The organism is Variovorax sp. UMC13 (assembly GCF_014170375.1).
In the GTDB taxonomy this organism is placed as follows: Bacteria; Pseudomonadota; Gammaproteobacteria; order Burkholderiales; family Burkholderiaceae_C; genus Variovorax.
Genome location: NZ_LZZW01000026.1, coordinates 1 through 16,151 on the forward strand (window position 1 = coordinate 1; position 16,151 = coordinate 16,151).

10 protein-coding genes and 1 tRNA gene are annotated in these 16,151 nt (G+C 65.8%); 8 read left to right on the forward strand and 3 right to left on the reverse strand.

The window, feature by feature from the left end:
- Window positions 1-487: 487 nt before the first annotated feature.
- Both A9977_RS21825 and A9977_RS21830 read right to left on the reverse strand, forming a co-directional pair.
- A complete protein-coding gene (locus tag A9977_RS21825; RefSeq protein WP_183026990.1) occupies window positions 488-1,081 on the reverse strand; it encodes a hypothetical protein in 594 nt (197 codons plus the stop codon).
- 22 nt (window positions 1,082-1,103) lie between these two features.
- Window positions 1,104-1,373: a helix-turn-helix domain-containing protein gene (locus tag A9977_RS21830; protein WP_183026991.1), complete on the reverse strand. Its 270-nt coding sequence runs from the start codon at window positions 1,371-1,373 to the stop codon at window positions 1,104-1,106.
- A gap of 287 nt (window positions 1,374-1,660) precedes the next feature.
- Between A9977_RS21830 and A9977_RS21835 the strand changes: the two genes are divergently transcribed.
- The 3 genes from A9977_RS21835 to A9977_RS21845 all read left to right on the forward strand — a co-directional run bounded on the left by A9977_RS21835 (window position 1,661) and on the right by A9977_RS21845 (window position 2,765).
- Window positions 1,661-1,948, forward strand: a complete 288-nt coding sequence (locus A9977_RS21835; protein WP_183026992.1) for a hypothetical protein — start codon at window positions 1,661-1,663, stop codon at window positions 1,946-1,948.
- Window positions 1,945-2,448 (forward strand): hypothetical protein, encoded by a 504-nt coding sequence (locus tag A9977_RS21840; protein WP_183026993.1) that lies wholly within the window; start codon window positions 1,945-1,947, stop codon window positions 2,446-2,448. The genes A9977_RS21835 and A9977_RS21840 overlap by 4 nt, the downstream gene beginning before the upstream one ends.
- A 243-nt stretch (window positions 2,449-2,691) precedes the next feature.
- Window positions 2,692-2,765 (forward strand) — tRNA-Gly (locus tag A9977_RS21845).
- A gap of 2 nt (window positions 2,766-2,767) precedes the next feature.
- Here the strand turns inward: A9977_RS21845 and A9977_RS21850 are convergent.
- Window positions 2,768-3,409, reverse strand: a complete 642-nt coding sequence (locus A9977_RS21850; protein ID WP_183026994.1) for a glutathione S-transferase family protein — start codon at window positions 3,407-3,409, stop codon at window positions 2,768-2,770.
- Between the two features lie 271 nt (window positions 3,410-3,680).
- On the opposite strand from A9977_RS21850, the gene A9977_RS34665 reads away from it, so the two are divergent.
- The 5 genes from A9977_RS34665 to A9977_RS21875 all read left to right on the forward strand — a co-directional run bounded on the left by A9977_RS34665 (window position 3,681) and on the right by A9977_RS21875 (window position 15,962).
- On the forward strand, window positions 3,681-6,926 hold the full coding sequence (locus A9977_RS34665; protein ID WP_183026995.1) for a cytochrome P450: 3,246 nt from the start codon (window positions 3,681-3,683) through the stop codon (window positions 6,924-6,926).
- Window positions 6,927-6,944: 18 nt separating this feature from the next.
- The gene (locus A9977_RS21860) at window positions 6,945-9,497 is read left to right on the forward strand and encodes a winged helix-turn-helix domain-containing protein (RefSeq protein WP_183026996.1); all 2,553 of its coding nucleotides are present in this window, start codon (window positions 6,945-6,947) and stop codon (window positions 9,495-9,497) included.
- Window positions 9,498-9,718: 221 nt separating this feature from the next.
- Window positions 9,719-10,099, forward strand: a complete 381-nt coding sequence (locus A9977_RS21865; protein ID WP_183026997.1) for an alpha/beta hydrolase — start codon at window positions 9,719-9,721, stop codon at window positions 10,097-10,099.
- 155 nt (window positions 10,100-10,254) lie between these two features.
- Window positions 10,255-15,024, forward strand: coding sequence for a CapA family protein (locus A9977_RS21870; RefSeq protein ID WP_183026998.1), 4,770 nt, complete (start codon window positions 10,255-10,257; stop codon window positions 15,022-15,024).
- Window positions 15,021-15,962, forward strand: coding sequence for an alpha/beta hydrolase (locus A9977_RS21875; protein WP_183026999.1), 942 nt, complete (start codon window positions 15,021-15,023; stop codon window positions 15,960-15,962). The genes A9977_RS21870 and A9977_RS21875 overlap by 4 nt, the downstream gene beginning before the upstream one ends.
- The last annotated feature ends 189 nt before the right edge of the window (window positions 15,963-16,151 follow it).

A 16,151-nucleotide genomic window follows, 5' to 3' on the forward strand; every position in this document is an offset into this window, starting at 1 on the left:
CCCGGACCGACCCACCGTGAAAACAGGGTCAAAAAACCTGTGGTTATGAAGGTCTGGATCGTCGTGTCTTGATGCCGATGAGGACCTTCAGATGAGGTCTTGACCGGACACGGTACTGGTCCCCGAAATGGACGAGGTGAGGGAGGTTTCGACGGTGAGATGAGTTCTTGACCGGACACGGTACTGCGAAATGGACGAGGTGAGGGAGGTTTCGACGGTGAGATGAGTTCACATGCGGAGCATGTGATGACGAGTCGAATCGTCGGCCCGAAGGCATGCGTTGGGAAGCAACAGCTCTGCCATTGAGCTACACCCGCGTCGGGGGCGGATTCTACCGTCTGTCCCGATGGTCACGCCCAGCGTCAAGGCCAGCGTGGGACGACTTCCATGACGGTTCAACGGTCTTGAACGGATCGAGAGCGATCAGAGCGGTCTCGCAGCGGTCAAGAGCGGTCGAACACGGTGTGACGACTCAGGACGAGGTGACCTAAACCTTAACAACCTTCGCTCGTCGTGTGGTTTTCTTCGGTGGCAGCTTCTTCATGAGCTTCTGGTGAAGCTCCGCAATCCGCAGAGTGGGTAGCAACGGCTCATAGCTTTCCTGCTGCGCCATGCTGCTCAAAGCCTCGTCCAGCGTGCTTAGCACATAAGGATCGCTGTAGTCCATATCGGGAAGCGGAGCGGTTCGAAGTTCGCGAAGGACCTTCGCGATTATTCCCAATAGGATCGTTGCACGCTCCTGCTCCTCGACACTTTGCGCTTGAACGTCGCGGAGAGTGGTCATGAACGAAGTGCCAAACAATCCTTGGACGGCTTTAGTAACCAGCGGGCCGTACTTCTGATAGCCGTCAATCAGCGTAACGAGGGCGCTGGCAACGCTTAAAACGTTGACCGCTTCTTGTATCCCGAATCGGTTGTGCGGACTAGACGCAGCTTTGCTGCGAGGCTTTGCGCCGCTTGACGCCGTTTTTACGGATGGAGAATTTGTACGAGCGGACGCTGTGGACCTCTTCGGTGAAGCCGGTGCATTTCGCTTGGCAGCTTTTTGAGGTACTGCATTCTTCTTCGCGTTGTTGCTCATCACTGCCTTTGAAAAAGTGCTTCTAGAGGCCTGCTTCGACCAGTAGCTCACTCATCGTGACGCCCAGCGCTGTGGCGATCCGAGACAACGTGAGCATCGCCACGTTGTTGTCTCCTCGCTCCACACGTCCGACATAGCTTCGGTCGAGTTCAGCCGTCAGGGCGAGTTTTTCCTGCGAGATCTCGTTCGCCTGACGCAAGCGCCGGATAGCCATGCCAAGGGCCACGAGCTGTGGATCTTGACGGTGACTGGAGAGGTTGGGCACCCCTTGATCGTTACGGATATGATGCATATGGGGCCACGGTCCATGTACCGCGATTGTCGTTGAATGTATCGAAGAACGCCGGGAAAGTGAGGGAGCCGGCTGCTTGAACGGCATCGCAACCAGTAGGTCGCGGCTTTGACGCGAGGGTAACCCTCGGGTCGAACTCATCTTCAAGTCAACGAATCGAGGAGAACATCATTTCCAAGAGAACTATCTGTGCTGTGGCATCCGCCGTCGGCGTCCTCATGCTTGCAGGGTGCTTCCAAGCGTCCAAGCCGAACTACGAGATCGCGATGTGTCCGGAACCACTTCGCATGTCCGACTGCAAGGTCGAGTCAGTCAACCCGTACTGCACCTTCGAGAACACGACACAACGAGTCCTGTCTGGTTACCCGCGTGCGTGGGGCTACAACAAAGACGGTGCGGAACTGACCAACTACGCGATCACTGACCTTGCAGGGCTGCAGCCCGGGCAGAAGAAGAGGCAACCGCTCGTACTCGGTGGCGAGTTCAAGTCGGTATCTCGCGTGGTGGTGTGTTCGATGGACCCGATGAATCCGATCGTGAAAAACCGAATCACTGATGTGGGAACCGCGAAATGAACATGATCAACGGCGTGCCGTTCCAGCAGGCGGTCATGATGTGCCAAACGTACCCGGAACTCGTCGAGTTGGTGAAGGGCTACAAGATGTCGAACAAGGAGTTCGATCTCTATGAGGAGCGGCTCAACTACCTGATGGATTACGAGGAGATGGAGGAGAGCTATACAGAGGAGGCCAAGACGAAGGCCGAGGAGCATGTCGAGCGGAACCACGGCCGTGACCATCCTGAGTTCGAACGTCTCGTCTCAGACCAGACCAAGGTCGAGATGGAAACCGAGTGGTCGATCAGGCAAGGCATCGACGCCGTCGTCAAGGCAGACAGCCGGCGGATGGAGCGCGAGGACGACCGTCAACGGGAGCTTCTCAACGGTCTGCAAGAGCTTGGCGACAGGGTCGAGGAGTCCAGCGCGTATGCACAAGGCAAGAAGATCGTCGAGCGCCATCCGTTTCTGACGGGACTGCTCGGACCGTCGATCGTTCGGAAGATCTTCGGTCCCTGAACTGGGTAGCGGCCCGGTGCAATGCCGGGCTGAAGTTGAGTCGGTGAGGTGGTTCGTGAGCACGATGCGACACCAACCACCCCCTGTAGTCGTCACACCGTGTTCGACCGCTCTTGACCGCTGCGAGACCGCTCTGATCGCTCTCGATCCGTTCAAGACCGTTGAACCGTCATGGAAGTCGTCCCACGCTGGCCTTGACGCTGGGCGTGACCATCGGGACAGACGGTAGAATCCGCCCCCGACGCGGGTGTAGCTCAATGGCAGAGCTGTTGCTTCCCAAGCAACTGACGAGGGTTCGATTCCCTTCACCCGCTCCACTTCATCCGAGCATCGGCACCAGATCCGGATCCCCCTTCGCCATCGCCCTGCGATAAGCCGGCCGTTCGCCGATGCGTTGCAGGTACGCGCGGATGTGCGGGTAGGGCGCGAGGTCGAGCGGCTGGAACAGGCGCATCGTGGTGAGCGAAAACACGCTCATGATGTCGGCCGCCGTGAACTCGCTGCCCGCCAGATAGGGCACAGTGCCCAGCCGCGCTTCGATCAGCGCCAGCACGCGGTCCAGACGATCCTGCACGCCGGCCAGCACCGGATGCTCCGGCGGGAGCTGGGCCCGGCTCACCATCATCATGCGGCCCATCACCGGCTGCAGGTTGCCGTTGGCGAAGTGGAACCAGTAGAGGAAGGCCGCGTAGTCCGGATGCTCGGGCCCGGGCTTCAGGCGGCCGCCGCCGTGCTTCACGATGATGTATTCGACGATGGCGGCCGACTCGCCCAGCAGCAGCGCGCCGTCCTCGATCAGCGGCGCGGCGCCCAGCGGATGCAGCGCCCTGATCTCGGGCGGCGAGAGCTTGGTGACGGCGTCGCGCGCATGGTGCTCGAGCGCATAGGGGACAGCGAGTTCTTCGCAGAGCCAGACGATGCGTTCCGACTGGGAGTGGCCGAGGTGGTGGATCTTGAGCATGGTGTAAGGGCGGACGAAAAAAGGGGGGGTGAAATCATTGGTGGAGAGTGGCCCCACCGTTCTGTCCAGGCGAGCTTACGCGCGGACTTTGAAAGCCGACATTCTCCGGAGCCTCCGATTGCATCGATTTCTTCGGGAGGGGTCGAGCAGTTCCACCGGCAAATTTTTCGCTCAAGAAACACTTCGTTGCCATGCGGTTCTAAACGATGGATAGAAACAAAGGTTGTATGTTTATGCTACGGCCGGTCTTCACCATCACAAGGGGCAAGACGTGGACGAGTTTGATCTGGCTTTTTCCGAATCAAAGTCCGGGGCCCCACAGGTCAGCCATGGCCTGAACCTCGTCCTGAAATTGAGGCATCCATGGACAATGGCCCGACTGCTGGTCGAGATCCGCTTGCGTCAGGCAGAGATCTCGTTGGCGTTGGACGAACTGGGCTTCGTCCACTTCGCGCGCTTCGTGCCCTTGCCCGACCAGTCCGCGCTGCTGGTGATCACCGAATTCGACGGCCCGCTCGAACCCTACGTGATGGACTTCGCCATTCAATTGGGCGACGTCTTTAGTCTCATACTGAGCTATGTCGATGGGTATACCGCCTTTCCGGTGCAGCAGCACCCTGACGAGTTCTGGGACTTCATCCAGCGCAACAATCGAGTGCGCGTGCCTTCGCTGCCCATCCCGGAGGACTATCCGCTCTTCAGTGCCTATCCGCAGCGCACAGTGCTCGAGATCACAGGTCCGCGTCGGCAATTGCCACCTCCGGCCTCCGATCGCGCACCAACTTCTATCGACAGCGCCGATGTGCAGGGAAACATCCTGCTTTCGTACAACGCCGAAGTCGCGCGTCACTTTTTTTATCAGATCGCCGACCCGGCGCGTGCCCGCGCATGGCTGGCCTCTCTGGTGGTGACAAGTGCGCAGCCATGGGGCGCGGCCAAACCTGCCACGATGCTCAACGTGGGGCTCACCTTCGCAGGGCTGAAGGCCCTCGACATCGAACCGGGTCTGCTTGCGGATTTCCCCAAGGCCTTCATGGAAGGACCTGCCGAGCCTTCGCGGGCGGTAGCGAACGGTGACGTGGACGATAGCGCACCCATCCATTGGTGTTTGGGGCAACCGGGCGCGTCGATTCACGTGATGCTCTCGCTCTACGGCGCTGCAGGGGAGTCGCCTGCCTTCGATGCGGCTGCATTGGCCATTGGCGCCTGCAATTCGGTCGACCAGGGCGTTCGCCTCGTGCACCAGGTGGAAGCCAAGGCGTTGGGTGACGGCCGCGATCACTTCGGCTACCGCGAAGGCATGGGCCAGCCTCGCATCGCGACACCCTGCGACGGGACATTGCCTGCAGACAGTGCCGATACCGATCTCCAGCCTGCAGCGAGTCCGGGCGAGTTCCTGCTCGGTTCGGGATACCAGGACATCTACGGCGGTCCGTCGATCGGAAAACTGCCACCGGCGCTCGCTCAGAACGGCACTTTCTGCGCCATGCGCATGTTGGCGCAGGACGTTAGGGCGTTCCATCAAGCCCTCGACGAGGGCGCCAGTGCCTTGGGCGTGTCGCGCGAATTGGTGGCTGCCAAGCTGCTCGGTCGCTGGTTTGACGGTCATCCCGTTTCCCTATACCCCGACGACGAGGCGATCAAGAAGGCCCCCAAGGACAAGTGGCGAACGAACGCGTTCGACTATGCGCCCTCCTACGAATTCCCAATGACCACCGATGACCAAGAAGGCCAGCGTTGCCCGATCGGGGCGCACATTCGGCGCGCCAATCCGCGCACCTCGCGCACGACCGGCGTGCGCTACAGCCGGCGCCTGTTGCGCCGTGGAATGCCTTACGCGCTGCCGGTCACTGGCAGTGCATCGGCCGAAGTGGGCCTGTTCGGACTGTTCTTTTGCGGCAGCCTGGAGCGGCAGTTCGAATTCATCCAGCAACAGTGGATCAACGGTGACATCTTCAGCCCCGGAGTTCGCGGCACGCGGGATCCGATCGCCGGCGCCGCGACCGACTGCGGCGTGTTCAATCTGCCCGGCATGGGTATCGACAACGCAGGTGCGACGCTCACGTTGCCCCGTTTGGTGACGACGCGCGGCAGCCTCTATCTCTTCTTCCCTGGACTGGACGCCTTGCGCAACCTGGATTCCCTGGTGCCCCATGCAGCGTCGTTGCGGAATGTCGGTCCAAGCACGTCGTTCGATCTCGAGTACTGCGAGCGCCAGATCCACAATGTCCTGACGAAGACCGTTCTGGAGGCAATGGCCGAATCCGTGATGGCGCCACTGTCGACTGGCGAGGCGTCAACGGCTGTGCGGGCCGGTCAACATGCAAGGTGCGGCATGGACGCCTTCGATCCCCGTGACAGAGGTTTCCTGGCGAATCCGTATCCGACATTCGCCCGGTTCCGCCAGACTTGCCCGGTACGCTATGTGCCGGAGCACGATGCCTACTGGGTTTTCCGCTACGTGCAGGTCGAGGCCTTGCTTCAGGACGAGAGTCGCTTTCTCAAGCGCCCAAAGGGCGCCAGCGGGCCACGTGGATTGTTCACGATGGATCCCCCACGCCATCGGCAGGTTCGTGTCTGGCTCGACGCGGCCTTCCATCAGGCGATGCAGGGTGCTGAGGCGAAGGCGCTCGCTCAGTCCATGGCGGCGGCAGACGACATCGCACGCATGCCTGCGGACTGTTTCGACTTCGTCGAGCATTTCGGGCGCCGTGTGCCGCGTGAGGTTTTCTTCGATGTCCTTGGGGTTCCTCAGGTTGAGCGCGCCAACATCGATCGGTTAGCGCGCACGGTGATGATGCATGCCGATCACACGCTCGATCCGTTGAACCGTTTCATCGGCAAGATGGCTGCGGCGCAACTCATCATGGCGCTGGGCCTGCTGATGGCGCGCGCCGCCTTCCAGGGCCAGTTTCAGGGCACTTTGCTGCATGAGATCGCGAAGATCACGTTGCTGGACTGGAGCAAGTTGACGATCATTGAAGCCGGTATGACGCTTCTGCAATTTACGCTGGGAGGATACCTGTCGATGGAGTTCCTGCTGTGTACGGGCACGCGCAACCTGTTGCTGGATGACGCTCGAGATTGGCGCGATGTCGCGCAGCAGCCGAGTCTTTTGCCCGACGCCATCGAGGAGATGCGGCGCTTCGATGCGCCGCTGGGCGTGATCGAGCGTTTCGTGGCCGATGATCAGACACTGGACGGCGTCGACTTGAAGGCAGGCGATCGCCTGATCGGCCTGATCGGTTCCGCCAACCACGATGAGACCGTGTTTGGTGCCGGTTCGGAAATCTTCGACATCCGGCGTGCGAAGCCGGCCTCGGGTCAGGCGCAACTTGCGCTCGGTCGCGGTCCGCATGCCTGCATCGGCTTACCGTTGCAGGCACAGGTGTTGCCGCTGGCCTTCGAGACCCTGCTGGCACGCTTTCCAAGCTTGCGATTGGTTTCCAAGGCGCAGCCGCCATGGCTGTCAGATCCGTATTTCCGTTCCTTCACCCAACTGATGGTGACGCAATGAAAGGTGGTGCGGAACGGCATGGAATCCTTCCTCTTCGGGCGTTTCGAGCTTCGCGCTGACGAGCGACAACTGTGGATGGACGGGCGAGCCGTGCCCGTGGGCGCGCGCGCGTTCGACGTGCTGCTGGCACTGGTGCAGCGCCGCGATCGCGTGGTGGGCAAAGATGAATTGATCGCGGCGGCATGGCCGGGCTTGGTGGTCGAAGACAACAACCTCACTGTCCAGGTGTCCAGCTTGCGCAAGCTGCTGGGCGCCGAGGCCATCGCTACGGTTCCCGGACGTGGCTATCGCTTTACGGCAGAGCGAATGGTGCGTGAAGGGGCAGGCGCATCCGCAGCGGTGGCAACAGCGGCGACGGGGCGCTCGAAAGTACCTGGCAATCTGGTCGCCGCATTGCCGCCGTTGTATGGCCGTGCTGACGACGCTGCCGCGCTCGTCGCTGCGTGCGATGGCGCTCGGCTGGTCACGCTCTGCGGTGCCGGTGGCATTGGCAAGACCAGCCTGGCCGCTGCGGTCGCACGCAGTCTCGCTCCTCGATATCTGCATGGCGGATGGATCGTAGAACTCGCGGCGGTACGCGATCCGGCCATGGTGGTACCTGCCGTCGCGGAGTGTCTGTCTATTGCGCTGCCGGGCCATGCCACGGCATTGCAGGAGCTGACCAATGCCCTGCAGACCCGCCAGTTGCTACTTGTGCTGGACAACTGCGAGCACATGTTGGCCGCCGTGGCGCCGCTCGCGCATCTGCTGCTTCGCGTCGCGCCGGGTGTTCACCTTCTTGCCACGAGCCAGGAGCCGCTGCGGGTCGTCGGCGAGAACGTGCATCGGCTCGCGCCGCTCTCCGTGCCGGCACCGACCGAACTCGCGACCGCCGAGCGCTTCGGTGCTGTTCACCTGTTCATTGAGCGGGTGCGCGCGTTGCAGGCCGGATTCTGTCCAGCCGGCGCCGAGCTCGCCGAAGTGGTTGAAATCTGCAGGCACCTCGACGGCATCCCGTTGGCGCTCGAGTTGGCTGCAGCGCGTGTGCCTCTGCTCGGTGTGACGGGAGTACGAAGCCGACTCGGCGAGCGCCTGCATTTGCTGACACGCGGAGCGCGCATCGCACTGGACCGCCACCAGACGCTGCATGCGGCGCTGGCCTGGAGCTATCAGCTGATGGCGCCGGCAACACAGTCGATGCTGCGCTGCCTGGGCGTATTCACCGGTGGATTCAGCCTTGAAGGCGCGCAATGCATGGCAGGGAGCGTGGACGGAGAGAAGACCGACGTCATCGAGCAGTTGGGCCTGCTGGTGGACCGCTCTTTGCTGACCATCGAGCCCGGTGCGCGGCCTCGATATCGCATGCTGGAGTCAATGCGGCTGTTCGCACTCGAGCAACTCGAGGCTGCGGGGGAAGCCGAGGCGGCCGCACGACGGCACGCACATGCAATGAGCGAGATCTGCAGTCTGGCGGTCCGTCAGCGCGATAGCGCGTGGCTCTGGGCAGAGATGAACAACGCGCGCGTCGCCCTGGCCTGGGCCGTCGGCAGGCCCGGCGAAGGTATCGTAGCCGTGACGATCGCCACGCACATCGCGGTGCTGCTCGCCACCGCCGGTCCGGTGCCCGAAGCAATGCAGCACCTGATGCGCGTGCGGCACCTGCTGGATGCAGAGACGCCGCCCGCCCTGGCAGCGCGCTATTGGCAATGGATGGGTCGATTGGGCATCGACGGGCGCATGCCGAGCTCACAGTGCATCGAGGCGCTGGAGCGAGCGGCGTCGATGTTCAGGGCGCTGGGCGAACATCGGCATGTCCATGCCTGTCATCGAATGATTGCCGAGGCCTTCATGCGCACGGGCGACCTGGCGTCCGCGACCGAACAGCTGGAATACGCCGAACGCCTGGAAAGCCAGACTTCGGCGCCGGCCGACCGGATGCGCCGCCTGCGCATCGCCGGGCTGCTCGCGGATGCCGCCGGCGACCATCCCGCGGCCTTGCAACTGGCGCAGCAGGCACTGGTCATCGCCGAGGCCCAGCGCATCCATCGCTACCGACTGATGTTGATGGCAGACATGGCATGGGTCGAGTTGCGCATGGACCGACCGAACGCGGCTGCGGCCCAATTGCAGGATCTGCTGCGCCTCATCGAACCGAGCCCCCGCGAGGGTCTGACACGCGCCTATGCGCTCGCTGGCCTGACAGCATCGCTCACGGCCGCCGGGCGCCTGGAGGAGGCGCGCGCCGGCGCCTCGCGCACGATCGATGCGTTGCGTGCGAGCGGGATGCTGCTGGCGCGCGGCGACATCTTTTCGTGGCTGGCGCTCGCCAGCGGGTATCCGCAGGTGGCAGCACAGGTGATGGGCGCCACCGATCGGTTTCACGAACAGGGCGAGACTCGTAGAGATCGCGTCAGCCTGCATGCCCGGGTCGAAACGCTGCGAGGGCTGGAGGTCACGCTGGACTCCACGGACGCGGCGTTCTGGGCGGCCCAAGGCCGGCAGGCCGACGAGGCCGCGCTGGCCCGGCTCCTGGAAGATGCGCTCGCCCCTGGGTCGCCACCGCCTGTCGTGCCGATGCTCTGGGACATCTGATTCGCACGTTACAGGTGTACTACGTCCGGGCTCTCTCACCCACGCCGAGGTGCGGTGTCGCCGAAGGCTTTAGCAATTCTTTGGAACCCTTCACAACGCTGAAGGATTTGCGGCGACGCGAAGAGGACAGTGCAAGCACAGGCAGGCAATCCGGCATGTCTGTTGAACGGCCTCAGGGCCGGGCAGCCTTTCTCCTCCATCTTTACGTCCAAGGAACCATCATGAACTCCCTTCGAAACCTCATGGCCGCCGTCGTTGTCCTCTGTGCTGGCGCAGTTGTCGCTGAAACATATGAAGGCGTGCAGCCGCTGACAAACGAACGCGTACGTGCCGACGTCGTGCTGGAGGCGATCGCCGCCGCGGCCACCCCAAACCCGTACGAAGAAGGCGGTTCGTCGGGCGTCGCGCCTGCGTTGCAGACGCCGACCGACCGCGCGATCGTGCAACGCGAGGCTGTCGAAGCCGCGCACGCGGCCAATCAGAACCTCAACCCGATCGCGTTTTTCAACAGCACGCTGCCACCGCAGTTCAACGGCAGCGCGATCAACACGCGCCTGGCCGATGAGGCCACTGACACAGGCCCTGCGGGGAAATCTTCCTGAGCGGGAGGAGACCTTGTAGCGACTCGACCCCATGGCAACCTTCACAGGTTTCCGGGGTGTCGGTCTGACGCTTCACATCAGGAAGAATGCATTCAGAATCGGCGGCGCCGGCCGGCGATCTTCTCGCGGCTGCGATCCAAGGGTCCCCGCAAGATATGAATACGAACGATCTACTGAGGCTGGCAAAGTCCGCGCTGGAAACGACAGGGCAGGCGCGCGATGCCTCTTCAGCGACTGGCGACCGTCCGGCCTGCACGCTTTTCTTCTCGCTCGGCAACGCCGATGCGCGCGCGCACGTGCTGCGCGCGACGGGTGCGGATCTGGCGCAGGCCTGGCGCGAAGGAGAGCGTCTCGCGAGCGAATGGGCCGAAGCACAGGCGCAGGCACCGATCTGGTTGCGGGTCGATGCGGTCGACGTGGTGGAGGCCTTGCGCTGGGACGCGCTGCAGGCGATCTTCGCCGCGGTCAAGCGCAACTATTTCCGCTTCGGCATCGCGCTTGAGGCCGACCTCTCGATCGCGATGCTGGCGCCGGAGATTGGCGCCAACGCCTTGCTCTACGACAACGCGGTGGAGTCGGCAACGCCCAACGCCATCAACCTCGCGGGCTACGGCCAGCGCCGCTTCGGCCGGGCCCTGCAATGGCCGACGGAACCGGGCCAGCGGGTGTGGATCTTCAGCACCCGGGCGGTCTTCACCGATGGCGCGCAGGCGCACGTGATCGAGCAGCAGGCGCCAAACCACGGCTACCGCCAGCTGCCGCGCTGGGATGCCGAGGCGGTGCGCGAGGTGGTGCACACCAGCACCGCCTACCTGGCGGCGCAGGTCAAACCTTCGGGCGAGTACCACTACGGCTGGTTCCCCTGCTTCGACCGGCCGATCCCGACCTACAACGCGCTGCGCCATGCGAGTTCGACCTATGCGCTGCTCGAAGGCTGGGAGCTCACGCAGGATGCGGCGCTCCGTGCCTCGCAGATGGCCGCGATCCAGTCCGCGCTGGCCTACCTGCGCGGCACGCTGATCCGGCACGTCGACCTGCCCGACGGCCAGCGCGCGGCCTTCCTGGTCGACCTCGGCGACGAGATCAAGCTGGGCGGCAACGCGGTCTGCCTGCTGGCCTTCGTGAAGTACACCGAACTCACGGGCGACGAACAGTACCTGCCGCTGCTGGCCGAATTGGCGATCGGCATCGTGCACATGCAGGACCCGGCGACCGGCCGCTTCGTGCACGTGCTGCTGCATCCCGATCTCAGCCTCAAGGCCGCGCACCGCACCATCTACTACGACGGCGAGGCGGCCTTCGGCCTGATGCGTCTCTACGGCCTCACGCGCGACCCGCGCTGGCTGCAGACCGTGGAGAAGGCAGTGGCGTACTTCATCGAGGCCGAGCACTGGCGCGCGCACGACCACTGGTTGAGCTACTGCATCAACGAGCTCACGCTCTACCGGCCCGAGGAGCGCTACTACCGCTTCGGCCTGGACAACGTGCGCGGCTACCTCGACTTCGTGCTCGAGCGCATCACGACCTACCCGACGCTGCTCGAGCTGATGATGGCGGCGCAGAAGATGGTCACGCGGCTGCAGGCCGATCCTGTGTTCGTGCACCTGCTCGACGGCTTCGATCTCGCCAAGTTCGAGCGCGCGCTGGCCTACCGCGCGCGCTACCTGCTCAACGGCCACTTCTGGCCCGAGCTGGCGATGTTCTTCAAGAACCCGGGGCGCATCCTCGGCGGCTTCTTCATCCAGCACCACAGCTTCCGCGTGCGCATCGACGACGTGGAGCACTACCTGTCGGGCTACGTGGCCTACCACCGCCTGCTGAAGGCGCGTGAAGCGATGCCGGCCGAGGTGGCGCCCTTGCCGCAGCGGGCGGTCACGGGCGCCGCATCCGGCGTGGTCGCCTGGGGCGGCGACGTCAACCTGGCACGCCGCCAGCACTACCGCACGCGCGAGCTGGGCGGGCCGCGGCAGGTGCTCGGCGGCATCGCCGCGCTGCGCGAGGCCGACCTGCGCATCGTCAACCTCGAATGCGTGGTCGCGACCACCGGCGAGCAGGGCGTCGAGAAGGACGAGGCCGGCCCCTACTACTACCGTGCCCGGCCCGAGATGCTGGCCGTGCTGACCGAGGCGGGCATCGACATGGTCGCCACCGCCAACAACCACAGCGGCGACTACGGCCCCGAGGCGCTCATCGAACAGCAGGGACTGCTGGACGCCGCGGGCATCGCGCACGCGGGCACCGGCCGCACGCTGGAGGCCGCGCTGCGTCCGGCCTTCGGCCGCGCGGGCGGGGTGCGCGTGGCGCTGTTCTCGCTCGACGCCACGCAGCCGCGCTTCGCCGCCACCGCCCGGAAGCCCGGCGCGGCCTGGCTGTCGCTGGACGACCCGGCCGCCTGGACGGCCACGCTCGCGCCGCGCATCGAGGCCGCGCGCCGCGAGGCCGACGTGGTGCTGGTGGCGGTGCACTGGGGCGCCAACCTCGAGACGGAGCCTTCGCGCGCCGAGATCGCGGTCGGCCATGCCATCGTCGATGCGGGCGCCGATGCGGTGCTCGGCACCTCGGCGCATGTGCTGCAGGGCCTCGAAGTCCATCGCGGCCGGCCGATCCTGCACGACGCGGGCGACCTGCTGTTCGACGCCGTGCGCAACGACTTCGGCGACTCGGGCGTGTTCTCGCTGACGCTGGGTCTGCACGGCGTCGAGCAGGTGCTGTTCACGCCGATTGGGGTCGGCTTCGGTGTCTCGAAGCAGGTGGAGGGCGAGCCGGCCGAAGCGGCCAGCGCGCGCTTCGCCGCGCAGTGCCGGGCCCTCGGCACCGAGATGACGCCGATGCCCGGCGGGCGTTGCGTCCTGCGCCTGTCGCCGCCCGAGCGGCCGCTCGTCGTACCGGCAACGGATGCAGCCATCGCCTCGGTGGCCGCCTTGGCTTCGACCGTCGGCCCGCTGCGCGCGCCGCGCCCCGAATGGACGGTCGATGCCGTGCCCGCCGACGCCCGCATGACGCCGCTGCAGATCGGCCCGATGCGCCTGCTGGGCCTGCGCTGCGCGCCGCGCCAGATCGTCGGGCGTCGCATCCTGTGGGTCGAGTCCTTCTGGACCGTCGACGCGCCCGTGGCGGCCGACCTGCGCCTGCAGTTCCGCGCGCTGCCGATGCGCAGCACCACCATGCCGGCCTGGGGCGAGGGCATGGACCACGATCCCTGCGACTGGATGTGGCCCACCAGCCGCTGGGAGCCCGGCCGCATCTACCGCGACCGCTACGGCCTGCGCCCGCCGCGGCCCGGCCTGCTCGAGAGCGATGTGCTGCGGCTCGAGGTGCGCGTGCGCGGCGACGCGCCGGGCCTGTCGGCGCACCTGCTGCCCGTGTGGTGCGGCCTGCGCGTGCCCGGTTTCCCGGTGCCGCTGCCCGAGCGCCCGGCACCGGTGCTGGCCGCCTCGCGCCCCGGCGCCGGCCCGAAGGCCGGGCCGGTCTGGACGGCGGCGCAACTGCAGCAGGTCACAGGCGGCCGCTGGCTGGTCGAGCCGCCGCCGGGCTGGTGCGTGAACTCGGTGGTGCGCGGGCCCCTCCACATGTCGATGCTGCCGCCGCCGGCGCTCTTCGTGGCCTCCGACTACCGCACGCTGGCCGTGCACGAGAGCTACAGCAAGCCGCGCCCGGACAACTGGGACCGCCACCTCGAGCTGCCGCGGCTGCAGCATGCACTGGCCGGCGCCCTGGTCGCGCATCCGGTGGACGGGCTCGCCCCCGGCTTCCCGCTGCTGCAGGTGGAGGACCCGATCCGCGCCATGCTCGCGCTCGGCGCGGCCGCACGGGCGCGCTACCAGGGCCTGGTGGTGGGCGTGACCGGCACGGTCGGCAAGTCGTCCACCATCGCCATGCTGCGCGACCTGCTGCCCCAGGCCGCGCGCGTGCACACCACCATCGACAACTACAACTCGCGCGTCGGCGTGCCGGCCATGCTGGCCAACCTGGCGGCCGATGCCGACGTCTGCATCCTCGAGATGGCGCAGAGCGGGCTCTGGATGGACCGCGGGCCGATCGCGCTGATGGCGCGGCCGCACGTGGCCATCGTCACCGAGATCGGCCTGTCCCAGACCCGCCAGGCCTCGACGCTGGAGCTCACGGCCGAGTACAAGTCGCGCATCTTCCTGGGGCTGGAGCCCGGCGGCGTGGCCATCGTGGCCGACCACATCCCCTGCCTGGCGCAAGTGGTGCAGGCGGCCGCGCGCACCGCGGGCGCGATCTGGGTGGTGGGCCGCGGGCCCGACGCCAACATCCGCGTGCTCGACACCCGGCCCGAGCCCGGCGGCGGCTGCCGCGTGCGCATCGCGACGGCGGCGCGCACCTTCGAATATGTCTTCCCCATCGAGAGCGCGGGCCTGGTGCGCAACTCGGCCCTGGCCTTCGCCGCGCTGCTGGCCATGGGCTTCGACGGCGAGGCCGCCTGCGCGCGCATGCCGCATGTTCGGCTGCCCGCCTCTGTGATGCAGGTGCGCGCGCTGCGCACGCAAGGCGGCGTGCAGGCCACGCTGATCGACGACAGCTGGAACGCCGAGGTCATGTCGATGCGCAACGCCATGGACTTCGTGCGCACCTACGGGCACGCGCCGGCCGGGCCGGTGGCGCGCAAGATCGGCGTGCTGGGCCGCATCATCAACCTGGGCGCCGAGGCCGAGGCCATGCACCGCAGCTTGGCGGCGCCGCTGCTGGCTTCGGGCATCCAGCATGTGGTGACGCATGGCGACGAGATGCGCTGGCTGCGCGAAGAGGTGCCGGCCGAACTGCTCGGCCCGCACTTCGACGATGCGGTGCAGCTCGCGGGCTACCTCGGCGGCATCCTGCGCGACGGCGACCTGGTGCTGGTGAAGGGCGACCGCCAGCAGTCCGACTTCGGCAACGTGTCGGTGCTGCTGGAAAAGCTGTGACGGCGGCGCGCGCCCTCCGGCGGCATGCCCGCTTCGCGTTCCTGCTGCTGGCCCTGGCGCAGGCCGCCTGCGCGCAGCGCAGCGGCACCGAGGTGTCCGCGCCATTCACCGGTTCCGCGGAGGCGGCGCTGCGCTGGAACCAGCCCGCGGTGCGCGCCGACTGCCCCGACCGCGCCGGCTACCTGTGGGTGCAGCCCGCCGCGGGACCGGCCTGCATCCGCTATTTCGCGAGCGACGGCATTGACGGCGCGCGCATCGCCATCGTGCAGTTCTCCGGCGACCGCGACGACGTGATGGACCAGCCGCCCACGCGCATTGCCGGCAACACCGAGGCCCTGCGCACGCGCGATGCGCAACGCAACCGCGAGCGCGCGGGCGTGCCGTGGATCTTCATGGCGCGCCCCGGCACCTATGGCTCCTCGGGCGATCACGGCCGGCGCCGGCGCCTGGCCGAGGAGTTCGCGCCCATCGATGCCGCCCTCGAAGCGCTCAAGCGCCGCCACGGCATCGCGCAGTTCGTGCTGGTGGGCCACAGCGGTGGTGCGACCGCGGCGGCCGCCATGCTCACGCTGGGGCGCACCGACCTGCGCTGCGTGGTGATGACCTCGGCCGCCTTCGCCTACGAGGAGCGGGTGCGGCTGCGCCTGGAGATGGCGGGGGAGGGGCCGCCGAGCGCGCGCGCCCTGGCCGCGGTGCAGGGCATGTACGACCCGCTGGCGCACATCGGCGCGGTGGTGCGCGACGACCGGCGCCAACTCTTCGTGCTGGGCAACCCTGCGGACAACGTCACGCCCTTCGTGCTGCAGCGCCGCTTCGCCGACGCGCTGAGCAGGGCCGGCCACCGCGTGACGCTGCGTGAAGTGCAGACGCTGCCGCCCGAATACCACGACATGCGGGGGCAGCCGGCGCTCGAGACGGCGCGAGACTGCGCGCGCTGAGAGCCGCTGCCGGCGGGAAGTTTCTTGCGCTTCCCTGACGCCGGCCGGTATCAGTTAACAGTGTGGTGACAATCCACCACTTTCTCACATAATTTGTTACTTTAAGCACTACTGGCACCGAATTCATTCTTTCGTTTGCGGGCGCCAGCGGGGGTGCACGGTAGCATCCGGCCCCATCCGCGTGCCTCG

What these genes read in the sequence shown, in the direction of transcription:
- A9977_RS21825 (WP_183026990.1), bottom strand. Translation starts at nt 1,081, where the DNA reads ATGAGCAACAACGCGAAGAAGAATGCAGTACCTCAAAAAGCTGCCAAG.
- A9977_RS21830 (WP_183026991.1), bottom strand. Translation starts at nt 1,373, where the DNA reads ATGCATCATATCCGTAACGATCAAGGGGTGCCCAACCTCTCCAGTCAC.
- A9977_RS21835 (WP_183026992.1), top strand. Translation starts at nt 1,661, where the DNA reads ATGTCCGACTGCAAGGTCGAGTCAGTCAACCCGTACTGCACCTTCGAG.
- A9977_RS21840 (WP_183026993.1), top strand. Translation starts at nt 1,945, where the DNA reads ATGAACATGATCAACGGCGTGCCGTTCCAGCAGGCGGTCATGATGTGC.
- A9977_RS21850 (WP_183026994.1), bottom strand. Translation starts at nt 3,409, where the DNA reads ATGCTCAAGATCCACCACCTCGGCCACTCCCAGTCGGAACGCATCGTC.
- A9977_RS21860 (WP_183026996.1), top strand. Translation starts at nt 6,945, where the DNA reads ATGGAATCCTTCCTCTTCGGGCGTTTCGAGCTTCGCGCTGACGAGCGA.
- A9977_RS21865 (WP_183026997.1), top strand. Translation starts at nt 9,719, where the DNA reads ATGAACTCCCTTCGAAACCTCATGGCCGCCGTCGTTGTCCTCTGTGCT.
- A9977_RS21870 (WP_183026998.1), top strand. Translation starts at nt 10,255, where the DNA reads ATGAATACGAACGATCTACTGAGGCTGGCAAAGTCCGCGCTGGAAACG.